This window comes from Micromonospora qiuiae, from assembly GCF_016863555.1.
Lineage (GTDB): Bacteria > Actinomycetota > Actinomycetes > Mycobacteriales > Micromonosporaceae > Micromonospora > Micromonospora qiuiae.
The window spans coordinates 25292-50145 of sequence record NZ_BOPC01000025.1 but is presented as its reverse complement, the minus strand read 5'-3'; the positions used below and the strand labels follow the sequence as shown (position 1 = coordinate 50145).

The window sequence follows — 24854 nt, the reverse complement described above, 5'->3', positions numbered from 1 at the left end:
CACCTCCATGGGCGTCCCGCTACCGGCCGGGACCGGCGACGCCGACGTCACCGGAGCCAGCCGGGCCCCAACATCTCGAACCCTACCCGCGCCACGCCGTCGCGTGCGCGGGCGGCCGGCACGGACCGAGCGGCGGTGTCGTGCGTCGCGGTCAGTCTTCCGCGCCGTACAGCCGGCGGCGCACCGAGAGCAGTTCGATCTCCGGCCGCCCCGCCACCAGGCGCTCGCAGGCGTCGAGCACCTCACGGGCGTGCGCCGGCTCGGCGGCCACGACCGCCACGCCCAGTTCCGCGCGCCCGTGCAGGTCGAGCGCACCCACCTCGGCGGCCGAGACCTCGAAGCGGCGCAGCGCCGCCACGATCGGCCGTACGTACGATCTCTTGGCCTTGAGCGACCGGGAATCACCCGGCAGCAGCAGGTCGAATACAGCGGTTGCGGTGTACATCGTCTGCGGACACTACCCGCACTCCACCCCAGGCGATCAAGGGGTTTACGCCTTTCGGCGTAAACCCCTTGATCGATAGTGCCTACCGCGAGATCAGGCGCGTGCCTTCTCCCGCATCTCGAAGGTCTCGATCACGTCGCCGACCTGGACGTTGTTGTAACCGGCCAGGGTCAGACCGCACTCGAAGCCTTCCCGAACCTCCGTCGCGTCGTCCTTGAACCGCTTGAGCGAGCTGATCGTGAGGTTGTCCGCCACGACCGTGCCGTCGCGCAGCAGGCGAGCCTTCGCGTTGCGCCGGATCAGGCCCGACCGGACGATGCAGCCGGAGATGTTGCCGATCTTGGACGAGCGGAAGACCTCGCGGATCTCCGCACTGCCGAGCTCGACCTCCTCGTACTCCGGCTTGAGCAGGCCCTTGAGCGCCGCCTCGATCTCCTCGATGGCCTGGTAGATGATCGTGTAGTACCGGATCTCCACGCCTTCGCGGTCGGCCATCTCCCGGACCTTGCTGGAGGCCCGCACGTTGTAGCCGATGATCGTGACCGGCTCGGACGAGGCGCTCGCGAGCATGACGTTGCTCTCGGTGATCGCGCCGACGCCCCGGTCGAGGACCTTGAGCTGGACCTCCTCGGGGATGTCGAGGTTGAACAGCGCGTCCTCCAGGGCCTCCACGGAACCGGAGCCATCGCCCTTGAGGATGAGGTTGAGCGACGTCTTCTCGCCCTCCTTGAGCTGCTCCATGAGCGTCTCAAGGGTGGCCCGGCCACGGGAGTTGGCGAACGCCGCCGCCCGCCGCCGCGCCTGGCGCTGCTCGGCGATCTGCCGCACCGTGCGGTCGTCCGCCGCGGCGAGGAAGGTGTCGCCTGCGCCCGGCACCGCGGTCAGGCCGAGAACCATGACCGGACGCGCCGGACCAGCCTCGGTGACCTGCTTGCCGTTCTCGTCGAGCATCGCCCGGACCCGGCCGTGCGCCCCACCGGCGACGATCGAGTCGCCCGCCCGCAGGGTGCCCTTCTGCACCAGCACGGTTGCCACCGCGCCGCGGCCCTTGTCCAGGTGCGCCTCGATGGCCACACCCTGCGCCGGCCCGTCGGTCGGAGCGGTCAGCTCCAGCGACGCGTCGGCGGTGAGCAGCACCGCTTCGAGGAGGTTGTCGATGCCGATGCCCGGCTTCGCGGCCACGTTGACGAACATGGTGTCGCCGCCGTACTCCTCGGCAACCAGGCCGTACTCGGTCAGCTGCTGGCGGACCTTGTCCGGATTGGCCTCCGGCTTGTCGACCTTGTTGACCGCGACCACGATCGGCACGTCCGCCGCCTTGGCGTGGTTGAGCGCCTCGATGGTCTGCGGCATCACGCCGTCGTCGGCCGCCACCACCAGGATCACGATGTCGGTCACCTGGGCACCGCGGGCACGCATGGCGGTGAACGCCTCGTGACCCGGGGTGTCGATGAAGGTCACCGCCCGGTCCTCGCCCTCGTGCGGGACGTGGACCTGGTAGGCCCCGATGTGCTGGGTGATGCCACCGGCCTCGCCCGCCACCACGTTCGCCTTGCGGATCGCGTCGAGCAGCTTGGTCTTACCGTGGTCGACGTGACCCATGACGGTCACCACCGGCGCCCGGCTGACCAGGCGGTCCTCCGTCACCTCGGCGTCGAGGTCGATGTTGAACTGCGCGAGCAGCTCGCGATCCTCGTCCTCCGGGCTGACGATCTGCACGTTGAAGCCGAGGTGCTCACCCAGCAGCAGCAGGGTGTCGTCGGAGCAGGACTGGGTCGCGGTGACCATCTCGCCCAGGTTGAACATCTCCTGGACCAGCGAACCCGGGTTGGCGTTGATCTTGTCAGCGAAGTCCGACAGCGAGGCGCCACGGGAGAGCCGGATCGTCTGCCCCTGACCCCGGGGAGCACCCGAGCTCATGGTCGGGGCCGACAGGTTGTCGAACTCCTGTCTGCGCTGCTTCTTGGACTTGCGACCACGGGTCGGCTTGCCCCCCGGGCGCCCGAAGGCACCCGCGGCGCCGCCGCCGCGGCCACGGCCACCGCCACCCGGACGGCCGCCGCCACCGGCGGGCGCACCCGGCCGGAAGCCACCGCCGGCGCCACCGGCACCACCGGGGCCGCCACGGTAACCACCGCCGCCACCGGCACCACCGGGGCCGCCACGGTAACCACCGCCGCCACCGGCACCACCGGGGCCACCGCGGTAGCCACCGCCGCCGCCGGGACGACCGGTGCCCGCACCGGGACGACCGGCACCCGGACCACCCGGGCGACCGGGACGCTGGCTCGGCATCGACGCCGGACTCGGCCGCGGCGGCATGGACGCCGGGCTGGGCCGCGGCGGCATGGACGCCGGACTCGGCCGGGCACCGCCGGCCCCGGCGGCCGGCGGGCGCTGCTGCTGGCTGCCCTGGATGCCGAACGGGTTGTTGCCGGCGCCACGCGCCGGCGGACGGCCCGGCCGAGCACCCGGACCGGGGGTGGGTCCACCGGACCGGCCTGCGGCCGGGGAACCCGGACGGGGCGGCATGGTGCCGGGGCCCGGACGGGGACCCGGACGGGCGCCGCCGTCGGCCGGGGGTTCCCGGCGGACGTTCTCACGCTGCTGCTGACGGGCGGCCTGCGCGGCCTTGACCGCGGCCTCCTGCTCGGCCTTCAGCGCGGCGGCACGCGCCTCGGCGGCCGCCACCTCGATGTCGTGGGCGCTCGCCGGCTTGGCGACCGGGGCCGCCGACGGCGGCGGACCGGGCACCGGGGCCTTCGGCTTCGGCCCAGGCACCGCCGGACGCCGGGGCGGCGTCGGCTTGGCGGTGATCCGGGGCTCGCCCGGGGTCGGTGGTGGGGTCGGCACTGCCGACGGAGCCGGGGCGGCCGACGGCGGAGCCGCCGGGGCGCCGGAGCCGCCAGAGGCGACGAACGCGCTACGCAGCCGCCGGGCGACAGGCGCCTCGACAGTGCTCGACGCGGACTTCACGAACTCGCCCATTTCCTTCAGTTTGGCGAGAACGGTCTTGCTTTCGACCCCGAGCTCCTTTGCAAGCTCGTGTACGCGGGCCTTGCCTGCCACTGCACTCCTCACTCCGAGGTCGTGCGGGCAGCACCCGCAGCGACCTCACTCGTGCACTTGAAGCCTGGTCATTTCTGGGACTTCATCGTGTGCTCATGTCGGTCGTCCTACCTTGCTAGCGACCCTCGTCCGATCGGGTGACCGGACGTGGTGGTTGACGCGTCAGGTACTCCGCGAGGGCCCCGTCACGCGGGACCCCGGCGACACGCAGCGCACGCCCGAAGGCGCGACGTCGCACTGCCTGCGCGAAGCAGGCCGGATCCGGGTGCATGTTCGCTCCCCGACCCGGCATTCTGCGGGTCGGATCGGGTTGGAGGCTGAGGCCAGCCTCGTCCTCGACCGCGACGATCCGCAGTAGTTCACTGGCCGGCGCACGCCGTCGGCAACCCACACAGGTGCGCTCCGGCCGCGCGCGTCGTGCCACTGCTGGAAGTCTACCCCTAGCTGCCCGACACCGCGCCGCCCGGTTCCCTCACCTGATCAGCTTCCGACGGGCCTGCGGGAGCGGCCTGTTCCGCGTCCGACCGGATGTCGATGCGCCAACCGGTCAGCCGGGCGGCAAGCCGGGCATTCTGCCCTTCTCGCCCGATCGCGAGCGACAGCTGGAAGTCCGGAACTGTCACCCGGGCCGCGCGGGCGGCCAAATCGACCACCTCGACCCGCAGCGCCTTGGCCGGGGAGAGCGCATTCCCGACAAAGGTCGCCGGATCGTCCGACCAGTCGATGATGTCGATCTTCTCGCCGTGCAGCTCGCTCATCACCGCCCGGACCCGCTGCCCCATCGGACCGATACAGGCACCCTTGGCGTTGACGCCGGCTGCGGTCGAACGCACCGCGATCTTCGTGCGGTGGCCCGCCTCGCGCGCGATCGCTGCGATCTCGACCGTGCCGTCGGCGATTTCCGGCACCTCCAGGGCGAAGAGCTTCTTCACCAGGTTGGGGTGCGTACGGGACAACGTGATCTGCGGGCCGCGCATTCCCTTGGCCACGTGCACCACCACGCAGCGGATTCGTTCACCGTGCTGGGGGCGCTCGCCGGGCACCTGCTCGGACTGCGGCAGCACACCCTCCAACTTGCCGAGGTCGACGGTGACGATGCCCTTCTCCGCCCGCGCCTCGTGCGCCTGCACCACCCCGGTGACCAGGTCGCCGTCGCGGCCGACGTACTCACCGAAATGCACCTCGTCGGTGGCCTCCCGCAGCCGCTGGAGGATCACCTGCTTGGCGGTCATGGCCGCGATCCGGCCGAAGTCGTGCGGAGTGTCGTCCCACTCCCGTACCACGGCGCCCTCGGCGTCCACTTCCTGGGCGTAGACCGTGGCCCCGCCGCTCTTGCGGTCGATCTCCACCCGGGCGTGCGGCTGGGCGCCCTCGGTGTGCCGGTACGCGGTCAGCAGCGCGGTCTCGATCGCCGCGAGGATCGTGTCGAACGGGATCTCCCGCTCGCGCTCGAGGGCGCGCAGCGCCGCGAGGTCGATGTTCACCTCTCCTCGTCCTCCACATCGTCATCGTCGTCGAGCTCTTCTGAATCGGGCAGTTCGTCGAGGCGGCTGAATTCGATCTGCACCCGGCCCGGCCCGAGATCCGCGTAGGTCAGCTCCGTACGCCCGGCATCGGTCTCCAGCACCACGCGCTCGTCGTCGGCGGCGATCACCCGCCCGGTGACCTGCCGGTCGCCCGCCGGTGGCGCACCCTGCGCCGCGGGCGGTCCCGCGCCCCGGACCGTCACCCGGACCAGCCGGCCGAGGTTGCGTCGCCAGTGTCGGGGCAGGGTCAGCGGACGGTCCACGCCCGGGGAGCTGACCTCCAGTTGGTACTCCCCGGCGACGATGTCGCCACCGCTGTCCTCGGCGGCGTCCAGCGCCGCCGAGACCGCCCGCGAGACGTCGGCCACCGCGTCCAGGTTGATCCCGCCGTCGGCGTCGACGATCACGCGTACCACGTGCCGACGGCCGGCCCGGGACACGGACAGGTCCTCCAGGTCGTAGCCGGCCCCGTCGACCACCGGTGCGATCACGGCGCGGAGCCGCTCACGACGGGCGGTGAGATCGCCACGCGGCGCCTGACCGCCTCGCGGAGCCTGGCCACCGCCGCGAGAACGCCCCGTCGTCCTGGTGGCACGGCCACGCTGCGTCATCTGAAGAGACCTTTCCGCTGCTCGCCGGCGACCATGCCGGCACGCCACCGGTGCGGACGCGCCGGTGGCTGCGCCGAGCGTAACGCGCCGACCCCGGGACGGCCCCAGCGGCGCACCGACGCCACCGCCGGACAAGGGCGGTGGCGATGGTGTTGACTTGTCCGGTGGTGATGGGCAGAACGACTCGCCGAAACGGCGCATCCGAGCTTTCCCGACGGGCGGTGCTGGGGGTCGGCGCGCTGCTGGCGCTCGGGGGCGCCGCCGCGCCGCTGACCGGTTGTGGTCTTTTCGATAGTGACGAACCCCCGACACCCGACCCGCTCGCCCCGATGATCGACGAGGCGCTGCGGCTCGCGGCCGGGCTGAGGGCGGCCGGCGTCGCTCACCCCGACCTGGCCGACCGGCTCACCCCGCTCGCCGAGGCGCACGAGGCGCACGCCGCGGAACTCGCCCGGGTGACCGGCACCCCGCTCCCGTCCGGGCCGGCCGCCTCCTCCGGCGCCACCGGCGCATCGCCGACCGACCGGGCCGCCACGTTGACCGCGCTGCGACATGCCGAACGGGCCGGTCGGGACACGGCGTCGAAAGCCTGCGCCGAGGCACCCGCCGACCGGGTCGCACTGCTCGGCTCGATCACCGCCGCACGCGCGAGCCACCTGGAGGCGCTGAAGTGATGACCGCACCGCCCGACGCCGGCGAGGCGCTCGCCCAGGCGTTGATCGCCGAATACGCCGCCATCTGGGCCTACGGTCCGATCGGGGTACGCCTCACCGGTGCCGAGCGCAAGGCCGCCATCACGGCGGAGGCGGCACACCGCGCCCGGCGGGACGCCCTGGTGGTGCAGTTGAGCACCGGTGGCGGCAGCGTCCCGCCGGATCGGGCGGGATACGCACTGCCCTTCCCCGTGACCGACCGGGCCAGCGCGCTACAGCTCGCCGTGCAGGTGGAGGAGCGCACGGCGGCGTTCTGGCGGGCGGTGCTGCCGACCAGCGCCGGCGCCGAACGCGATCGGGCCCTGGGTGCTCTGGTCGAGTACGCGGTGCGGGCGACCCGCTGGCGGCGCAGCGCCGGGATCAGCCCGCTGACGGTGGCCTTTCCCGGCCGCCCGGGCTGAGGTCTGCGACACCCGGCGGCCAGCCCCGGTTGCGGTTCGGCATACCAGGTATGCATACTCCGGTGCCATGTCCATCCGCCACGGCCTGCTCGCCCTGCTCGAACGCGGGCAGATGTACGGCTACCAGTTGCGAGCCGCGTTCGAGGAGTCGACCGGCTCGACCTGGCCGCTGAACATCGGACAGGTGTACACCACGCTGTCGCGGCTGGAGCGGGACGGGCTGGTCCGTTCGCTGCCCGAGAGCGAGGCCGGGCAGCGGCCGTACGAGATCACCGATGCCGGGCGGGCCGACCTGGCCCTGTGGTTCGCCACCCCGATCAGCCGGACCGATCGTCCCCGCGACGAGTTGGCGATCAAGCTGGCGTTGGCGCTGACCACACCCGGGGTCGACGTACGCGCCGTGGTGCAGACCCAACGCACCGCCACCATGCGCGCGTTGCAGGAGTTGACCCGGTTGAAGTACGCCAGCGACCGCCCCGAGGACCTACCCTGGCGGTTGGTGCTGGACGCGATGATGTTCCAGGCCGAGGCGGAGGTGCGCTGGCTCGATCACTGCGAGACCAGCCTGGTGCGACACCGCCCCCCGGCGCCCGGCCCGGCGCCCAGCTCCGAGGCGGTGGGTCGCAGTGGTGAGGAGGCCCGACGGTGAGCGCGCTCAGCGGAACGACGCCAGCTGCGCCAGACCCGGCCGCGACCGGCGCGGCCACTCCGGTCGATCCGCCGGCCGACGCCGTACTCGACCTGCGTGACGTGCACCGCACCCACGGCAGCGGTCCCGCCGCCGTGCACGCCCTGCGGGGCGTCAGCCTGGTCGTGCGTCCCGGCGAGCTGGTCGCCGTGATGGGCCCCTCCGGCTCCGGCAAGTCGACCCTGCTCACCCTGGCCGGCGGGTTGGACAGCCCGACCGCCGGCGAGGTCTATGTCGAGGGGCAGCCGCTGCACGCGCTGCACCGCAGAGACCTGGCCCGGTTGCGCCGTCGCCGGATCGGCTACATCTTCCAGAACCTCAACCTCATCGGCGGGCTGACCGCGGTGGAGAATGTCGCGCTTCCCCTCGAACTCGACGGCGCGGGTGTGCGCCGGGCTCGCCGGCTCGCGCAGGACGCGCTGACCGAGGTGGGCCTGATGGAGCTGGGTGACCGGTTCCCGGACCAGCTCTCCGGCGGCCAGCAGCAGCGCGTCGCGATCGCTCGGGCGCTGGTGGGCGAGCGCCGTCTGGTCCTGGCCGACGAGCCGACCGGGGCGCTGGACTCGCAGACCGGGGAGGCGGTGCTGCGCCTGCTGCGCCGCCGGGTCGACGAGGGAGCCGCCGCAGTGCTGGTCACCCACGAGGCACGCCACGCCGGCTGGGCGGACCGGGTGGTGTTCCTGCGCGACGGCGTGACCGTCGACTCGACCGCACCGTTGGCCGGCGTCGAGGCCCTGCTCGCCGGCACCGGCCGGTGAGCGGCGTTCCGCAGCGGCTGTCCCGGCGGGCGCGGCTGGCTGAGGCCGCCGGGTCCTGGCGGGCGGCGCTGCGCATCGCCCGCCGGGAGGCGAAGCGGGCCCGGGGACGCACCGCCCTGATCCTGGCGATGATCATCCTGCCCGTGCTGGCGCTCACCTTCGTCGCGGTGAGTGTGGAGATGGCCCGGCTGACCCCGGCCGAGCGGCTGGACCGCCGCCTCGGCGTGGCCGACGCGGAGCTTCGGGTGGTGGGCAACGGCCCGGCGCGGCAGTCCGCAGACGGCGACGCCTGGGAGTCCTACGACAGCGAGACCGTCGCCGAACAGGTCAGCGCAGAGGAGATCAGGGCGCTGCTCCCACCGGGGAGCCGGGTCCTGCCGATCACCCGCTGGCTGCCGTTTCCCGCCTGGGACGGCCAGCGGTTCCAAAACGGCATCACCGCCAGCGCAGTTGACCTCACCGATCCGCTCGGCCGCGGGCTCGTCCGGGTGCATGCCGGCCGGGTACCGGCGGGCCCCGACGAGATCGTGGTGAATCCGGCCGCCCGACGCAGGCTCGGCGCCGACCTCGGCGACCGGGTCACCGCTGGGGACACCGGGCGCAGCTGGACCGTCGTCGGCGTGGTCGAGCTTCCCGACGAACTGGGTCCCGCCGTGATCCTGCATCCCGACGGGGCGCCCCCACCGGAGATCTACGGCGGGACGGTGTTCCTCGCCGACCTACCCGGGCCGATCACCGAGGACCTCTTCCGCCACCTCAACCGAAACGGTGTCGTGGTCACCGCCCGGGCGCCCGCGCCGCCCGCGGTGGGCTTTTCCCCATCTCCGTCCTGGTCGCTGGACGCGGAGGAGGTCGGCACCAGCGTACTGGTCGCCGGGCTCGGCCTGCTTGAGGTGGTGCTGCTGGTCGGCCCAGCCTTCGCGGTCGGCGTACGACGCCGACGGCGGGAACTCGCGCTGGTCGCGGTGGCCGGTGGCGACGCCGCGCAGCTACGCCGGGTGGTGCTCGCCGACGGTGTGGTGCTGGGTTGCGTCGGCGCCGCGACCGGCATCGCGCTCGGGGTGATCGCCGCGTTCGCCGGCCGGCCGCTGATGGAGCAGTTCGTCTTCCAGCACCGCTTCGGCGGGTACCGCGTCTGGCCGGCGGCCCTGATCGTGATCGCGCTGGTGGCGGTGCTCGCCGGGGTGCTGGCCGCCCTGGCACCGGCGTGGACGGCCGCCCGGCAGGACGTCGTGGCGGGGCTCGCCGGCCGGCGTACCCCACCGCGGCACTCGCGCCGGTGGCTGATCACCGGCGTGCTCCTGGCCGCCGGAGGGGCCGGCGTGGCCGCCCTCGGCGCGGTGGTGACCTCGCAGTCGGTCATCCTCGCCGGGCTGGTCGTGGGCGAATTCGGACTGGTCTGCGCCACCCCGACGCTGGTGGGCCTGCTGGCCCGGCTCGGCCGGATCCTTCCGCTGGCGCCCCGTATCGCGCTACGCGACGCCAGCCGAAACCGGTCGTCGGCGTCACCGGCCATCTCCGCGGTGATGGCCGCGGTGGCCGCCAGCGTCGCCCTCGGTCTCCTGCTCGCCAGCGAGCAGGCCCGCATCGCAGAGGGCCACCTGCCCGGACTGCCGAGCCACAGTCTGCTGATCACCGTCGCCGATCCGGCCGACCCGAAGGCGCCCACTCTCGCCGCGATTCCCGAAGCGGCCCGGCAGCACCTCGGTGCCGAGGCAGTCGCCCCGCTGGTCGAGGCCGACTGTCGGTCGCCGTCCGAACTCTGCCTGGTCACCGCGCGCATGCCCGCCGAGCGGGCCTGCCCATGGCGAGCGGACGAGCCACTCAGCGCAGCCGACCGGCGCCGGGCCCGCGCCGACGCCCGCTGCCAGGGCCCGGCCGACAACCACGTCACCACGTACCCGCGCACGATCGTGGACGACGGGTCCGCGCTACCGATCATCACCGGGGCGGCGCCCGACGAGGTCGCCGCCGCCAGGGCCACACTGCAGGCCGGCGGGGCGGTGCTGACCGACCGCCGCTACCTGGTGGACGGGCAGCTCAAACTCGGCGTCGAGCGCGATGCGGAGAAGCCGGTGAGCGACGCGGACACCGTGGCGGTGCCCGGCCACGTTCTGGACACCGGACTCGGCACCCAATGGCTACTGCTGTCCCCCGCCGCGGCCGAACGGCTCGGCCTCACGGCCCGCCAGACCGGCTGGGCGTTCAGCGTCAACGAACCTGCCGAACGGCACCAGCACGACCAGTTCTACGCCGCGACCCGCTCGCTCGGAGAACTGCTGGTGGACACCGCGGGCAACTGGGGCTCCGGCGACAGCACACCGCTGCTGCTGTTGCTCGCCGGGGTGTCCGCGGTGGTCACCATCGGCGCCGCGGGCATCGCCACCGGCCTCGCCGCGGCGGAGGGGCGGGCCGACCTGTCCACCCTGGCCGCGGTCGGCGCCGGTCCGGGCGTACGCCGCCTGCTGTCGCTCTGCCAGGCCGGGGTGATCGCCGTGCTCGGCTCGGCGCTGGGCATCATCGCCGGCTTCGCCGCGACGGTGATCATCCTGCTCTTCACCAATCAGCGGTACGCCGACAGCTGGCCGATCCAACCCCCGTACCCGCTGGTGATCCCCTGGCTCACCCTCGGCCTGCTGGTCGTGGTGCCCTTGGTCGCGATGCTGGGTGCGGCGCTGTTCACCCGCTCCCGGCTACCGGTGGAACGCCGCCTGGACTGACCCGATCGGCCGGAATGCCCGAATGTCAGAGGGCGCCTTGGACGCCGATGAGGGCGCCGACGAGGTAGGTCGCGAGGGCGGCGGCGGCGCCCAGGAGCAGTTGACGCAGGCCGCCGGTCCACCAGCGGCGGCTGGTGAACCGGGAGACGACCGCACCGGCGACGAAGAGCCCGAGCCCGCCCACCGCCAGGGCCAGGACCAGGCTGGTCGCGCCGAGCAGGTACGGCAGCAGCGGCACCAGCGCGCCGACGGAGAAGCAGAGGAACGACGAGATCGCCGCCGTCCACGGATTGGGGTGCTCGTCCGGGTTGACGCCCAATTCCTCCTGGATGTGCATCCGCAGGGCCAGCTCCGGGCGATCCCGGACCGCCTCGGCGACCTGGACGGCGAGGTCCTCCGGCAGGCCCCGAGCGACCCAGAGCTCGGCCAGCTCCCTGGCCTCGGCCTCCGGGTGTAGCTCCAGCTCGCGCCGTTCCTTGGCCACCTCGGCGGCGATCTGCTCGTTGGCCGACCGGACGCTGGTGTATTCCCCGAGCGCCATCGAGATCGCGCCGGCGACCAGGCCGGCGGTGCCGGTCAGCACGATGTTGCGCGGCGAGACGCCGCCACCGCCGACCCCGGCAATGAGGGCGATGTTGGTGACCAGGCCGTCCATCGCGCCGAAAACGGCCGGCCGCAGCCAGCCACCGGACACGTCCGCGTGGTGCGACTCCCGGAGCGCCGCCGGTGTCTCGGTCACGGCAGCGTCAGGATCTCGTGGCCGTCCTCGGTCACCAGAACGGTGTGCTCGAACTGCGCCGTCCACTTCCGGTCCTTGGTGACCACCGTCCAGCCGTCGTCCCACAGGTCGTACTGGTAGGTGCCGAGGGTGATCATGGGCTCGATGGTGAAGGTCATGCCCGGTTCCATCACGTCGGTGGGGCGCGGGCTGTCGTAGTGCGGCACGTAGAGCCCGCTGTGGAAGGACTCACCGATGCCGTGGCCGGTGAAGTCGCGCACCACGCCGTAGCCGAAGCGTTTCGCGTACGATTCGATGACCCGGCCGATGACGTTGATCTGCCGGCCCGGTGCGACCGCCCGGATGCCGCGCATCATGGCCTCGTGGGTCCGCTCGACCAGCAGCCGGGCCTCCTCACTCACCGTACCGACGCAGAAGGTCGCGTCGGTGTCGCCGTGCACCCCGTCGATGTAGGCGGTGACGTCGACGTTGATGATGTCGCCGTCGGCCAGCACGGTCGAGTCGGGGATGCCGTGACAGATCACCTCGTTGAGGCTGGTGCAGCAGGACTTCGGGAAGCCCTTGTAGCCCAGCGTCGACGGGTAGGCGCCCTGGTCGACGAGGAACTCGTGGACCACCCGGTCGATCTCGTCCGTGGTCACGCCGGGCTTGCAGTGCTCCCCGGCGAGCTGCACCGCCTGGGCGGCGATCCGGCCCGCGACGCGCATCCGCTCGATGATCTCCGGAGACTGCACGTGCGATCCCTGCCAGGGGCGGGGTGCCTTCTTGCCGACGTACTCCGGTCGCGGAATGTGGGCGGGCACCGGCCGCCACGGAGAGAGCGTGCCTGGGGTCAGCGGCGCACGGACGGTCATGCCGCAAGCCTATCGCCGATCGTCGGAGGGCTCCCATCACCGTCCGTCGCCGGAGTTTGTTGCCCCACCCCGGGCACTGTGTCAAGGTGTCTGCGTGGATCAACGGGGCGAGACTCCCGTCTTCTCCGCCAGCGCGGAGATCGATGGCGACCATCTCCGAGTAGTGGTCGCCGGCGAGGTCGACATGGCGACCGCCGACACCATGTTCCAGGCCGCGCTGCGCGAGCCGGCCGCCCACGTGACACTCGACCTGCGCGCGGTGACCTTCTTCGACTCGGCGGCCATCCACGCCCTGGTCCGACTCGCCGGCCGCTATCCGCAGTCGCTGACGGTGCTGCCGTCGCGACAGGTCAGCAGAGTGCTGGAGATCGCCGGCCTGGGCGAGCAGCGCTGGCTCTGCCGAAGCTCAGCCGGCTCAAGGGTCGAGCCGCCGGCGTAGGGTCACCTCCGTCCCCTCGGAAGTACGCTTGACCGACAGCTCCCCAAGTGCCCGGATCAGCGACAGGCCCCGGCCCCGGAAGCCCGACCCGGTCGATTCCCGCCACCGGCCGGTGTCCCGCACCGTCGCCACCACCACCCGGTCCTCCACGCTCACCTCGACAACGATCATCGGTTCCGCCGGGTCGACCGGGTGCTCGATGGCATTCGCCGCGGCCTCGGAAACCGCCACGGTGAGGTCGAACAGATCGCTCTCGCTCACCTCATGGGCGACGAGGAACTCCTCCAGTCGCTTACGCAGCATGCTCAACCGCGTCGGGTCGGCCGGCAGCCGCAGCGTGAACCGGTTGAGTTCGGCGGCCTCCAGCGCGAGCACCGCCACGTCGTCGCGGCGGGGCCGGTCGACGACCCGCTCGACGACCGCCTCGATCAGGTCGGCCACGTGCTCGCCGGGCCGGGCCGCGTCGGCGCGTAGCTGGGCCAGGGCGACGTCGATGCCGACCTGCCGGTCCTCGATCAGACCGTCGGTGTAGAGCAGGAGACGGTCGCCGGCTCGTAGCTCGCCGGTGACCGTCTCGTATTCCGTGCCGGGAATGGCCCCGACGGGCGGTCCGAGGGCACGGCCGTACAGGAACACCGCGTCGTCGCCGCGGATCAGCAGCGGGGACGGGTGGCCTGCGCTGGCGTACCGCAGCTGGTTGGTGCGTGGGCTGAACCAGACGGTGAAAACGGTGGCGAACGAGCGAGACTCGGTCGAGCCCACCAGCCGGTTGAGCCGGGTCAGCGACTCGCCCGGACCGAAACCCTCCAGCACGTACGCGCGCAACGCATTGCGCAGCTGCCCCATGGCCGCGGCGGCCGGCACGCCCTTGCCCACCACATCCCCGATGACCAGCACGAGTTCGTCGTCGTCGCGGGCGATGACGTCGTACCAGTCGCCGCCGATCTCGACGTCGGCGCTGCCGGGCAGGTACCGGCTGGCCACCACGGCACCGGGCAGCCGGGGCAGGCTCTGTGGCAGCAGACTGTGTTGCAGGGTGGTGGCGATGCGGTGCTCGGCCTCGTAGAGCTGGGCGTTTTCCAGGCGTACCCCGACCAGTCGGGCGAGCTGGGTGAGCGCGGCCTCGTCCGTACCGGCGCCCTCGGCGGCCGGACGCCACACCCGCAGCTCACCGAGCCGTTGGCCGGCGACGCCGGTCAACGGCAGGACGTCGGTCGGCTCGGCGCTGGTCTCGCCGTCGCCGGCCGCGTACCGGGCCGCACCGACGGAGACGACCACCCGGACGGCCTCGGCGAGGCTCAGCGCGTGTCGCGCCGCGACCTGGAGCACATCGGCAGTGGAGCGGGCGGTGTTCACCGCGACCGCGGCGTCCGCCAGGGCGTGCAGCCGACGGACGACCTGGCCGCGCAGCTGGCCGAGTTCCACGTTGGCCCGGACCCGGGCGATCAGCTCCTGTCCGGAGAAGGGCTTGGTCAGGTAGTCGTCCGCACCGACCGCCAGCCCGGCCATCTCCTCGCCCGCACCGGCCCGGGCGGTGAGCAGCACGATCGGCACGGAACGGGTGCGCGGGTCGGCGCGCAGCGCGGCGACCAGACCGAAGCCGTCCAGTCGAGGCATCATCACGTCGGTCAGCACCAGGTCGAAGGCGCTCCCGGTGGCCAGCCGCAGAGCATCGACACCGTCGATGGCGGTCACCACCTGCCAGTTCGGTTCGAGTAGCCGGGCGACGTGTTCCCGTAGGTCCGGGTTGTCGTCCACGACCAGGATGCGGCCCGCCGGCACGGACCCGGCCGGGGTACGGGTGAAAGCCGGCGCAGTGCCCGGTGTGGGCGTGGCCGAAGCCGTGAGCGTGGTGCGGGCCGACGTGGGCCCGTCGGTCCAGCGCGCGGTCTCGGCGAGGAAGGGCGCGGCCTGCACCGGCTCCCGCTCGGGGGCACCGGTGTCGGCCACCCGGTCGTCCGGCAGGTGCCCGGCGCCGAACGGGAGGTCGACGACGAAGGTGCTGCCCCGGTCGACCTGGCTGGTCACGCTGACCCGACCGCCGTGCATCTCGACCAGTTCGCGGACCAGCGCCAGCCCGATCCCGGTGCCCTCGTGGCTGCGCGACCGCACCCCCGACACCCGGTGGAAACGATCGAAGACGTGCGGCAGTTCCTCCGGCAGGATGCCCACGCCGGTGTCGGTGACCGTCAGGCGGGCGACCCCGTCGACGGCCCGCAGCCGCACCCGGATCTCGCCGTCGAAGGTGAACTTCACGGCGTTGGAGAGCAGATTGAGGACGATCTTCTCCCACATGTCCTGGTCGACGTGGACCGGTTCGGGCAGTGCCGGACAGTCGACCACCAGCCGCAGCCCGGCGCGTTCGGCGGCCGAGCGGAAGGTGCTGACCAGCCGGGTGGTGTAGCTGGCCAGGTCGATCGGCTCGTAGTACGCGACCAGCCGTTCCGACTCCAACCGGGAGAAGTCGAGCACGGTGTTGACCAGCTTCAGCAGCCGCATCGCGTTGCGGTGCATGCTGGTCAGCCGCTCGGCGTACGGCTCGGTCAACGCGGGGTCGGCGAGCATGTCCTCCAGCGGGCCCAGCACCAGGGTCAGTGGGGTACGGAACTCGTGACTCACGTTGGCGAAGAAGTTGGTCTTGGCCTGGTCCAGGGCGGCCAGTGCGGCGACCCGCGCCCGCTCCTGCTCGTACGCCCGCTGCTTGCCGGCCGCGCCGGAGACCTGTGCGGCGACCAGCTCGAAGAAGGTGCGATAGTCGCGGGTCAGCGGCAGCCGGCGGGCCAACCCCAGCACCAGCACCCCGGCCGGCTCGTTGGTCGCGCTGATCGGCAGCACCATCGCCTCGTCGGCGGCGTCGGCCGGTACGTGCCCGAGCAGGCCGGCGGTGCAGACCGTGTCGACGGTGCCGGCCGCGGCGAGTTCGACCAGGCGAGCGGGCGCTTCGACGGCGGCGAGTTCGCCCCCGCTGCCCCCGGCCGGGCACAGGTGGCCGTCGGCGTCGTACAGGTAGAGCAGGCCGAACGGCATGTCCGGCCGGTGCCGGTCGAGCACGGCCGCCACGACCTGGCCGAGTTCCTCGGTGTCGCCCAGCTCGGCCAGCTCCGTTCCGAGTTCGGCCAGGGCCCGCAGCCGGCGCTCGCCCAGCACCCGCCCGGTGGTCTCGCTGCAGACGCAGAGCACGCCGTTGATCGAACCGTCCGCATCCCGGATCGGGTCGTAGGAGACATCGAAGAAGACGTCCTCCACGAAACCGTGCCGGTTGATCAGGAAGTGATGGTCCTGCGCCTGGTACGCCTCGCCGTCGCGCAACACACCGGTCAGCAGCGGCCCGAGCACGTCCCAGGTCTCCGCCCAGTGCTTTCGGGCGGGCTGCCCGAGGATCGCCGGGTGCTTGTCGCCGATGGTCGGCCGGTAGGCGTCGTTGTAGAAGGCGCGGAAGTCGTCACCCCAGAACATGGCGATCTGCGCCTTCGAAGCGAGCATCGTGCTGATCGCGTTGCCCAGGGCGGCCGGCCATCGGTCCGGAGTGCCGAGCGGGCTGCTCGACCAGTCGTGGTCACGCAGAAGTGCGCCCATCTCGCCGCCGCCGGCGAACGCCGCCGCGAGCAGCGGAGGAATTTCTTCGCCCGTATCGGACGGATGGCTTCCGTCCGTACTCGCCTGGGCCGAGTTCATGCAGCCTCCCCGGCCGTGTCACACGACGCGCCCGATCACCAAATGCCGTGTTCCGCCTTCTACCCCGACCGATCAGCAACGTAACGCATCAAGGTCGCCGGACGCTGGTTCCCGCCTCCGCAGGTGAATCCACAGATCCACTGATCACCATCAGTGCCGAAGAGATCACAGTGGGGTGACGTACGCCCCGGTGATGCCCCCGTCGACCACGAACTGCGCGGCGGTCATGAAGGAGGCGTCGTCGCTCGCCAGGAACGCCACCGCGGCGGCGATCTCGGCCGGCTCACCGAAGCGTCCCATCGGCACGTGCACCAGCCGGCGCGCGGCCTGCTCGGGATCGGCCGCGAACAACTCCCGCAGCAACGGCGTGGCCACCGGCCCCGGGCACAGGGCGTTGACCCGGATGCCGTCCCGGGCGAACTGCACGCCCAGTTCCCGGGTCAGCGCCAGCACTCCGCCCTTGCTCGCGGTGTACGCGATCTGCGACGTCGCCGCGCCCATCAGCGCCACGAAGGAGGCGGTGTTGATGATCGACCCACGGCCCTGTCGGCGCATGTGCGGGATGACGTGCTTGCAGCAGAGGTAGACGCTGGTGGTGTTGACCCGCAGCACCCGCTCCCAGGCGTCCAGCCCCGTCTTGAGGATCGAGTCGTCGTCCGGCGGCGAGATGCCGGCGTTGTTGAACGCGACGTCCACCCGCCCGTACCGCTCGACCACGCCGTCGAAGAGGCCCCGCACCGCCGCCTCGTCGGTCACGTCGGCGGCGACGAAGCTGCCGTCCACGTCGTCGGCGGCCCGCTGACCGGTCTCGGCGTCGATGTCCACGCACACCACCCGGGCCCCCTCGGCGGCGAACCGGTGCACCGCGGCCAGCCCGATCCCGCTGCCCGCCCCGGTCACCACGGCGACCCGATCCTGCAACCGTCCCGGCATGTTCGCTCCTGTCGTGCTGGTGAACGGGTGCGGTGGCGGGCGGTCAGAGGCGTTCGAAGCCACGGGTCAGTTCCCAGTCGGTGACGGCGGCGTCGAAAGCCGCCAACTCGAGGCGGGCCATGTTGGCGTAGTGGGCGACCACGTCGTCACCGAAGGCGTCCCGGGCGAGCTGGGAGGACTGCCAGAGGGCCAGGGCCTCGCGGAGGCTGCCCGGGACGCGCTGCGCCGCCGAGTCGTCGTACGCGTTGCCGGTGCACTCGTCGCCCAGTTCCAACCCGTGCTCGATGCCGTACACGGTGCCGGCCACCAGCGCCGCGATCGCCAGGTACGGGTTCACGTCCGCGCCCGGCACCCGGTTCTCCACCCGGAGCCCCTGACCGTGCCCGACCAGGCGGAGTGCGCAGGTGCGGTTGTCGGTGCCCCAGCGCAGCGCGGTGGGGGCGAACGAGCCCGGCTGGTAGCGCTTGTAGGAGTTGATGTTCGGGGCGGAGAAGAGGCTCAGCTCCCGCATGGTGGCGAGCAGCCCGGCCAACACCCGCTGCCCGGTGACGCTGAGGTGGGCCGGGCCGTCGCCGAACAGGGCCGAGTCGCCGGAGGCGTCGCGCAGCGAGAAGTGGATGTGGCAGGAGCTGCCCTCCCGGTCGTTCGGCTTGGCCATGAAGGTGATCGACAGGCCCTCCTGGGCGGCGATCTCCTTCGCCCCGTTCTTGTAGATCACGTGGTGGTCGGCGCAGGCCAACGCCTCGTCGTACCGGAAGGCGATTTCGTACTGGCCGAGGTTGCACTCGCCCTTGGCGCTCTCCGGCGTCAACCCCGCGCCGGCCATCTCGGTGCGGACACGGCGCAGCAGCGGCTCCACCCGGGCGGTGCCGAGCAGGGAATAGTCCACGTTGTACTGGCTGGCCGGGGTCAGGTCGCGGTAGCCGCGCCGGAATGCCTGCTCGTACGAGTCACGGAAGATGACGAACTCCAACTCTGTCCCGGCGTACGCGGTCAGCCCGTGCCCGGCCAGCCGGTCGAGCTGCCGGCGGAGGATCTGCCGGGGCGAGGCGGCCACCGGGCCGTTGCCGTCCACCCACTCCAGGTCGGCCAGGAGCATCGCGGTGCCGGGCTGCCACGGCACCCGGCGCAGCGTGTGCAAGTCCGGCCGCATCGCGAAGTCGCCGTAGCCGCGTTCCCAGTTCGACATCGCGTACCCGTCGACGGTGTTCATGTCCACGTCGACGGCGAGCAGGTAGTTGCATCCCTCGCTGCCGTGCGCGACGACCTGGTCGAGAAAGTACGGCGCGTGGAACCGTTTGCCCTGCAACCGGCCCTGCATGTCGACCAGGGCCAGCGCCACCGTGTCGATCTCGCCCTCGGCGACGGCGACCCGTAGCTGTTCCAGCGTGAGCGGTGCTTTCCTCATCCGCCAGCCTCCATCACCCAGGTCTACCGGCCGAGCCGATCATCGTCAATGGGGCGCTCCGCTCGTACCCCCTTCCACTCTCCCCCGCAAACCGCAGCGGCGGTCGGGCCCGGCACCATCTCCAGACGGAGGTAACCGGATTCGCCGCGATCCGGAACGCTTCCCTCAGCTGACCTCTTTGCTCTTCTCGTCGTTGGCCATCAGCCACGCCTCACCGGCACCCACGCTCGAACTGCCCAGCAGTCCCCACCGCGTGGGGTCGACCTGGAGCGCGACCAGAATGTTCGCGGCCGTGTCGTGATCCAGGTCGGCGATGCCGAACTGGTTCCGCAGCAGTTCGAGGATGTACGGGATCTTGCGTTCGGACTGGAGGTCAAGCATGTCGTACGTTTTCAGCCCTTCCGAATCCCGGACCTGCGCCTTCCATCCGCTGAACCGCAACCCGGTGCCGACGGCCTTCCAGTACACCCGTAGCTTCTCGTAGCGTTTCCGCGCGGCAGCCAGCCGGGCTTCCAGTTCCTCCGCGCTGATCGTGCCGGTGTTGTCCTTGTTGGCGACCATGGTGGCGCGGTGCTCGGCCTTGAGCGAGTCGTACGTGACCTCGGCATAGATCGCGATGTGCCGATCCCATGAGTCCTTGTCGAAGATGTGGCCCTCGCGGTTCGAGGCGGTCAGGTCGACCCAGGCGATCTGCTGGCCGTCCTTGGCCAGCACCAGATCGGGCCGGGTGCCGCCCTTGGTCACCTGGGGCAGGATCGCGTAACCGTCCGGTGCCTTCGCGTAGTACGCCGAGGACGGGTTGCTGACCAGCGTCTCGATGACGTACCCGAAGGCCGCCGCGAGACCCTGGGTGTCGCCGGTGGCCAGGTAGCCGTTCCACAGCTTGGACCAGAGCGCGGTGTGCCCGTCCAACGCGACGAACGCGCCAAGCGACGGCGTCGTGAGCACGTATCGGAACGCAGCCTGGGTGCGCCCGTCGACCAGCGCGAAGAACTCCTTGGCCGCCTTGATCCGTTCCGGGTCGTCGGTGCCGTACCTGGCGTTCTCGATAGCCCGCTGGACTGCGGCGTTGCCGGCAGTGCGCTGCAGGTCGAGCAGTCGGTGGCCTGGACCGGCCGGCTCGCGCGGCACCACGCGCCGACCGGTTGCGCTGTGTTGTCGCCGGACCTGCTCGAACTGATGCGGCATCCATCAAAGTTACCCGATGCCAGGCCGACGGAGCAGAGCCTGCGGCCAATGCGACGGCGACACCGAGCGCCTCATGATCAAGGAGACGGAAATGCGAAAGGCAGGAAGAGGTCCGTCTTCCTGCCACTCTCAACGTATATCGCACCCCGGGTCTTGCCGCAAGACCCGGGTGGTGGCGCAGAATCTGCGACCGAAGACCGTCGGGAGCTGCGGAAATCCGAAAATCCGCACCGATTCGCGCTGCCCGGAAACGGGTTGAGAACCAAATGGGGGTACGTATGTACGACGTGATCGTTGCCGGGGGTGGGCCGACCGGGCTGATGTTGGCCGGCGAGTTGCGGCTGCACGGCGTACGCACGCTGGTGTTGGAGAAGGAGCACGAGCCGCCGCCGTTCGTGCGCGCGCTCGGCCTGCACGTACGCAGCATCGAGGTGCTGGACCAGCGCGGCCTGTTGGACCGTTTCCTCGCTCTCGGGCAGCGGTACCCGGCTGGCGGCTTCGCCGGTATCGACAAGCCCGCGCCCGGCCGACTGGGCACTGCGCATCCCTACATCCTGGGCATCCCGCAGCCGGTCACCGACCGGCTGCTCGAGGAGCACGCGGCCGAGGTCGGCGTGGAGATCCGGCGCGGCTGCGAGGTGGTCGGGTTGCGCCAGGACGAGCAGGCGGTGACCGTCGAGGTGGCGGACGGCAGCCGGTTTACCGCCCGCTACCTGGTCGGCTGCGACGGCGGGCGCAGCACGGTCCGCAAGCTGCTCGGGGTCGGCTTCCCCGGTGAGCCGAGCCGGGTCGACACGTTGCTTGGCGAGATGGAGGTGACCGCGCCGCCGGAGACGGTGGCGGCCGTGGTCGCCGAGGTCCGCCAGACCCAGAAGCGGTTCGGGCTCGGACCGGTCGGCGACGGGGTGTACCGGGTGGTGGTGCCCGCCGACGGGGTGGCCGCCGACCGTTCGGCGCCACCCACTCTGGCGGACTTCCAACAGCAACTGCGGGCGTACGCGGGCACCGACTTCGGCGTGCATTCACCGCGCTGGCTGTCCCGCTTCGGCGACGCGACCCGGCTGGTCGAGCGTTACCGGGTCGACCGGGTGCTGTTGGCCGGCGACGCGGCGCACGTCCACCCGCCGACCGGTGGGCAGGGGCTCAACCTCGGCATCCAGGACGCGTTCAACCTCGGGTGGAAGCTGGCCGCCGAGGTGGCCGGCTGGGCGCCGGAGGGGCTGCTGGACAGCTACCACACCGAACGGCACCCGGTCGCCGCCGACGTGCTGAACAACACGCGCGCGCAGATGGAGCTGCTCGGCACCGAGCCGGGCCCGCTGGCGGTGCGCCGGCTGCTGTCGGAGTTGATGGACTTCGAGGAGGTCAACCGGTACCTGGTCGAGAAAATCACTGCGATCGGGGTCCGCTACGACTTCGGCGCGGGGCACGACCTGCTCGGCCGACGGATGCGGGACGTACGCCTGAAGCGGGGCCGCCTCTACGAGCTGACGCACGCCGGCCGTGGCCTGCTGCTCGACCAAACCGGCCGGCTCTCGATCAGCGGCTGGACCGACCGCGTCGACCACGTGGTCGACGTCAGCGAGGAGTTGGACGTACCCGCCGTGCTGTTGCGGCCGGACGGGCATGTGGCCTGGGTCGGTGACGACCAGCAGGATCTGCTCGACCATCTGCCCCGCTGGTTCGGCACCGCCGCCTAGGCGGCAGCTTCGTCGGCCCCGGCGGCTTCCTGCAGCCCGGAGCAGGTGACGCCGACCGGGCGCCACGCAATTGCGTTGCCGGGTGCTTCGGCGTACCCCATCCTTGGGTTCGTGACCAGGCCCGATCGCGACGGGCCGCCCCGGGCCCTCGGAACGGCCCGGCAGCCGCGGCGGCGCGGGGAATCGTCACCTCTCTCTCGGGCACGGCACTGCGCCCTGCCCTGGCTCCGCCCCGCGCCGCCCGGCATCGCGTCAGGTCAGCACCAGGCCGGCCACCCAGAGCGCGCCGATCACCATCCCGGAGAGAAACTCGATAAGCATCGACAGTCCGGCCGCGCCGACGGCCCGTTTCGTCGCCGGCCAGGCCAGCCGGGTGTCGCCCAGCCGCAACCGTTCCATCAGGAAGATGCCGCCGACGAAGCCGATGACCAGCCCGACGACCGGGATGACGAAGAAGCCGACCAGGCCGAGCAACGCCCCGACGAGCAGCGTGGAGGTGGGTATGCCGGCTCGCTTGAGGTTGCGGCCCGGCCAGGCGTACTTGACCACGGTGCCGCCCAGGGCGACCAGGGTGGCGGCCGCGAGCACCAGCCAGCGCCCGGCGCCGGCCTCGCCGAACAACGCCCAGACCAGTACGCCGCCCCAGCACAGCGGCAGCGCCGGCAGGCCGGGCACCACCACCCCGGCCAACCCGGCGAGGATCGCCAACGCGGCGATCACGGACACCACCGTGCCGGTCTCTGTCAGACTCACGTCGGCTCCTCATCTGATCGTTGCGGTTGTTAAGAAGGGGCCCTTCCTCTACCGCAGGCGTTAATAAGGTGCCCTTCCTTACCCGCCGGCCAGGCGGGTTCTGATCGCGTCGGCGGGTTCGGGTGGGCCGAAGAGGCGGCCCTGCGCGGTGTCGCAGCGTAGCGCGCGCAGCCGCTCGGCCTGCGCCTCGGTCTCCACCCCCTCGGCGGTGACCCAGAGTTCCAACGCGTGGGCCAGCCGCACCAGGGCGTCGACGATCCGCTCGTCGCGGTGGTCGGCGGCGTCCGGCTCGTCGCCCCGGATGCCCTCGACGAACGGCGCGGCCAGCTTCAGGCAGGTGATCGGCAGCCGCCGCAGGTACGCCAGGTTCGAGTACCCGGTGCCGAAGTCGTCGATTGCCAGCCGCACGCCGAGACCGGCCAGCCGGTGCAGCGTCCGCAGCGGCTCTTCCGCCGAGCCCATCACGGCGCTCTCGGTCAGCTCCAGTTGCAACAGCTCCGCCGGCAGTCCGCTGCTGGCCAGGGTGTCGGCCACGGTGTCCACGATCGCCGGGGCGTCGGCCTGACGGGCGGCCAGGTTCACGCTGACCACCAGCCGGGCGTCGGGAAACTCGGTGTGCCATCCCCGGGCGTCCCGGCAGGCCTGTCGCAGCACCCACTCGCCCAGCCGGACGATCAGCCCGGTCTCCTCGGCCAGCCCGATGAACCGGTCCGGCCCGATCAGCCCCAGCTGCGGGTGCTGCCAGCGGACCAGCGCCTCGACCGCCAGCATCCGTCCGTCCAACAGCGACACGATCGGCTGGTAGTGCAGCACGAACTCGCCCCGGTCCAGCGCCAGCGGCAGCCCGGCGAGCCGGCCCGACCGGGCGATGTCCCGGGCGCTGCGCTCCGGGTCGTAGACCGCCCACCGGCCCCGGCCCTGCGCCTTGGCCCAGTACAGCGTGGTGTGAGCGGCCTTCATCAGCTCCGCGACGCTGGCGCCGACGTGTTCGGAGTCCACGATGCCGATGCTGGCCGAGACCATGAGCTGCTGGTCGTCGACGAACACCGGAGCGGAGACCGCGGCCAGCACCGCCTCGGCCACCGCGATCACGCCGTCGATCCCGGCATCACCGTCGACCAGGATGGCGAACTCGTCGCCTCCCATCCGGGCGACCAGGTAGCCGCGCTCCGCCACGCAGCCGGCGAGCCGTCGGGCGATTGTCACGAGCAGCCGGTCGCCGAGGTCGTGGCCGAGGCTGTCGTTGATCGCCTTGAACCCGTCGAGGTCGAGGAAGCAGAGCCCGACCGGGCCCGCCTGGCCCAGCAGCCGCCCCAACGTCTCGAAGAACAGCGTCCGGTTGGGCAGTTCGGTGAGCGGGTCGTGCAGCGCCTGGAAACGTAGTCGGCGTTGGAGTTCGTACCGCCCGGTGATGTCCTCCGCCACGGCGACGGTGAACCGGGGCCGGCCGTCGTCGTGACGGATCAGGGAGACCGCCAGGTCGGCCCAGACGCAAGTGCCGTCCTTGCGGTGGTACCGCTGCTCGGCCCGAACGCTCTCGCGCTTGCCCTCGACCAGTTCCCGGTACAGCTCCGACATTCCGGCCACGTCGTCGGGGTGGAACAGCGACGCGACGTCGAGCCGCCGCAGTTCCTCGACCGGGTAGCCGAGCATGTCGGCGAAGGCCTGGTTGACGTCGATGATGCGGCCGTCGACGTCGGCGATGCCGATGCCGATCGCCGCCCCGCTGAAGACGGCTCGGAAGCGGGCCTCGCTGTCCCGCAACGCCTGTTCGACAGCGTCCCGGGCCTGCCACGCGGATCGGGCGATCCGCTCCTGGTGGACGAAGGTGCGATCGCGCAACGCCCGCGCGAAGCCGGCGGCCAGGCCGCCCTGCGCAGCCGCGATCCGCCCGGCGAGCCCGGCTGCCGCACCGGATCCGCCCCGTCCGCAGAGCACCCGGGCCGGAAGCCGGTCGGCGAGGGCACGTACCGACCACTCGATCATTCCCGGCTCGGTCAGGTTCGTCTCGACCATGGCCCGGCCGATCTCCTCCGCCACCGACGCCACCGACTCGTCGGTGCGCAGGGCATCGGCCAGCCGGAGGGTGTACGCCAGCAGCAGCCGTTCGGTCTCGGCCGCGCTCAACGGCACGAATCCGAGCCGGCGTACGGCCCGGGCCCACTCGGCCGCGTAGCGCTGGGCACCGGTCCGGTCGACGGCGTCCTCGCCGGCTGCGTCGACCTCGGCCATCG

20 protein-coding genes are annotated in these 24854 nt (G+C 71.8%); 7 read left to right on the top strand and 13 right to left on the bottom strand.

Features of this window, described 5'->3' with window-relative positions:
* Window positions 1-151: 151 nt before the first annotated feature.
* From Vqi01_RS10145 to rimP, 5 genes are all read right to left on the bottom strand, one after another.
* Complete coding sequence (locus Vqi01_RS10145) at window positions 152-445, bottom strand: DUF503 domain-containing protein (protein ID WP_204034471.1); 294 nt, start codon at window positions 443-445, stop codon at window positions 152-154.
* Between the two features lie 93 nt (window positions 446-538).
* The gene (gene infB / locus Vqi01_RS10140) at window positions 539-3514 is read right to left on the bottom strand and encodes a translation initiation factor IF-2 (protein WP_204034469.1); all 2976 of its coding nucleotides are present in this window, start codon (window positions 3512-3514) and stop codon (window positions 539-541) included.
* Between the two features lie 115 nt (window positions 3515-3629).
* Window positions 3630-3905 (bottom strand): YlxR family protein, encoded by a 276-nt coding sequence (locus Vqi01_RS10135; protein ID WP_239098301.1) that lies wholly within the window; start codon window positions 3903-3905, stop codon window positions 3630-3632.
* Between the two features lie 49 nt (window positions 3906-3954).
* Window positions 3955-4998 carry a transcription termination factor NusA gene (nusA, locus tag Vqi01_RS10130; RefSeq protein WP_204034467.1) on the bottom strand — a complete coding sequence of 348 codons (1044 nt, stop codon included), beginning with the start codon at window positions 4996-4998 and terminating at the stop codon, window positions 3955-3957.
* Entirely contained in the window at window positions 4995-5651 is a 657-nt protein-coding gene (gene rimP / locus Vqi01_RS10125) for a ribosome maturation factor RimP (protein WP_204034466.1), read from the bottom strand. Before rimP ends, nusA begins: the two co-directional genes overlap by 4 nt.
* A gap of 221 nt (window positions 5652-5872) precedes the next feature.
* On the opposite strand from rimP, the gene Vqi01_RS10120 reads away from it, so the two are divergent.
* The 5 genes from Vqi01_RS10120 to Vqi01_RS10100 all read left to right on the top strand — a co-directional run bounded on the left by Vqi01_RS10120 (window position 5873) and on the right by Vqi01_RS10100 (window position 10931).
* Window positions 5873-6325 (top strand): hypothetical protein, encoded by a 453-nt coding sequence (locus tag Vqi01_RS10120; protein WP_204034512.1) that lies wholly within the window; start codon window positions 5873-5875, stop codon window positions 6323-6325.
* Entirely contained in the window at window positions 6325-6765 is a 441-nt protein-coding gene (locus Vqi01_RS10115) for a ferritin-like domain-containing protein (RefSeq protein ID WP_204034465.1), read from the top strand. The genes Vqi01_RS10120 and Vqi01_RS10115 overlap by 1 nt, the downstream gene beginning before the upstream one ends.
* A 67-nt stretch (window positions 6766-6832) precedes the next feature.
* Entirely contained in the window at window positions 6833-7414 is a 582-nt protein-coding gene (locus Vqi01_RS10110) for a PadR family transcriptional regulator (RefSeq protein ID WP_189043019.1), read from the top strand.
* A gap of 92 nt (window positions 7415-7506) precedes the next feature.
* Window positions 7507-8211, top strand: coding sequence for an ABC transporter ATP-binding protein (locus Vqi01_RS10105; RefSeq protein ID WP_204034511.1), 705 nt, complete (start codon window positions 7507-7509; stop codon window positions 8209-8211).
* Window positions 8208-10931 carry an ABC transporter permease gene (locus tag Vqi01_RS10100; RefSeq protein ID WP_239098298.1) on the top strand — a complete coding sequence of 908 codons (2724 nt, stop codon included), beginning with the start codon at window positions 8208-8210 and terminating at the stop codon, window positions 10929-10931. Before Vqi01_RS10105 ends, Vqi01_RS10100 begins: the two co-directional genes overlap by 4 nt.
* Window positions 10932-10956: 25 nt before the next feature.
* Here Vqi01_RS10100 and Vqi01_RS10095 read toward each other — a convergent pair whose 3' ends face one another.
* Both Vqi01_RS10095 and map read right to left on the bottom strand, forming a co-directional pair.
* The gene (locus tag Vqi01_RS10095; RefSeq protein WP_204034464.1) at window positions 10957-11670 is read right to left on the bottom strand and encodes a VIT1/CCC1 transporter family protein; all 714 of its coding nucleotides are present in this window, start codon (window positions 11668-11670) and stop codon (window positions 10957-10959) included.
* Entirely contained in the window at window positions 11667-12524 is an 858-nt protein-coding gene (gene map, locus Vqi01_RS10090; protein ID WP_204034462.1) for a type I methionyl aminopeptidase, read from the bottom strand. The genes Vqi01_RS10095 and map overlap by 4 nt, the downstream gene beginning before the upstream one ends.
* Before the next feature lie 94 nt (window positions 12525-12618).
* On the opposite strand from map, the gene Vqi01_RS10085 reads away from it, so the two are divergent.
* Complete coding sequence (locus Vqi01_RS10085; protein WP_239098297.1) at window positions 12619-12963, top strand: STAS domain-containing protein; 345 nt, start codon at window positions 12619-12621, stop codon at window positions 12961-12963.
* On the opposite strand, the gene Vqi01_RS10080 is transcribed toward Vqi01_RS10085, so the two are convergent.
* The 4 genes from Vqi01_RS10080 to Vqi01_RS10065 form a co-directional block, all read right to left on the bottom strand.
* Window positions 12940-16638 carry a SpoIIE family protein phosphatase gene (locus Vqi01_RS10080; protein ID WP_204034458.1) on the bottom strand — a complete coding sequence of 1233 codons (3699 nt, stop codon included), beginning with the start codon at window positions 16636-16638 and terminating at the stop codon, window positions 12940-12942. The two genes, Vqi01_RS10085 and Vqi01_RS10080, sit on opposite strands and share 24 nt — an antisense overlap.
* Window positions 16639-16803: 165 nt before the next feature.
* Window positions 16804-17571, bottom strand: a complete 768-nt coding sequence (locus tag Vqi01_RS10075; RefSeq protein ID WP_204034457.1) for a 3-oxoacyl-ACP reductase — start codon at window positions 17569-17571, stop codon at window positions 16804-16806.
* 43 nt (window positions 17572-17614) lie between these two features.
* A complete protein-coding gene (locus Vqi01_RS10070; RefSeq protein WP_204034456.1) occupies window positions 17615-18979 on the bottom strand; it encodes a glutamine synthetase family protein in 1365 nt (454 codons plus the stop codon).
* 165 nt (window positions 18980-19144) lie between these two features.
* Window positions 19145-20167, bottom strand: a complete 1023-nt coding sequence (locus Vqi01_RS10065) for a hypothetical protein (protein ID WP_204034455.1) — start codon at window positions 20165-20167, stop codon at window positions 19145-19147.
* Between the two features lie 278 nt (window positions 20168-20445).
* On the opposite strand from Vqi01_RS10065, the gene rox reads away from it, so the two are divergent.
* Entirely contained in the window at window positions 20446-21867 is a 1422-nt protein-coding gene (rox, locus tag Vqi01_RS10060; RefSeq protein ID WP_204034509.1) for a rifampin monooxygenase, read from the top strand.
* A gap of 252 nt (window positions 21868-22119) precedes the next feature.
* Here rox and Vqi01_RS10055 read toward each other — a convergent pair whose 3' ends face one another.
* Together Vqi01_RS10055 and Vqi01_RS10050 are read right to left on the bottom strand one after the other, a co-directional pair.
* Entirely contained in the window at window positions 22120-22620 is a 501-nt protein-coding gene (locus tag Vqi01_RS10055; protein ID WP_204034454.1) for a DUF456 domain-containing protein, read from the bottom strand.
* Between the two features lie 78 nt (window positions 22621-22698).
* Entirely contained in the window at window positions 22699-24852 is a 2154-nt protein-coding gene (locus tag Vqi01_RS10050; protein WP_204034453.1) for a putative bifunctional diguanylate cyclase/phosphodiesterase, read from the bottom strand.
* Window positions 24853-24854: the final 2 nt, after the last annotated feature.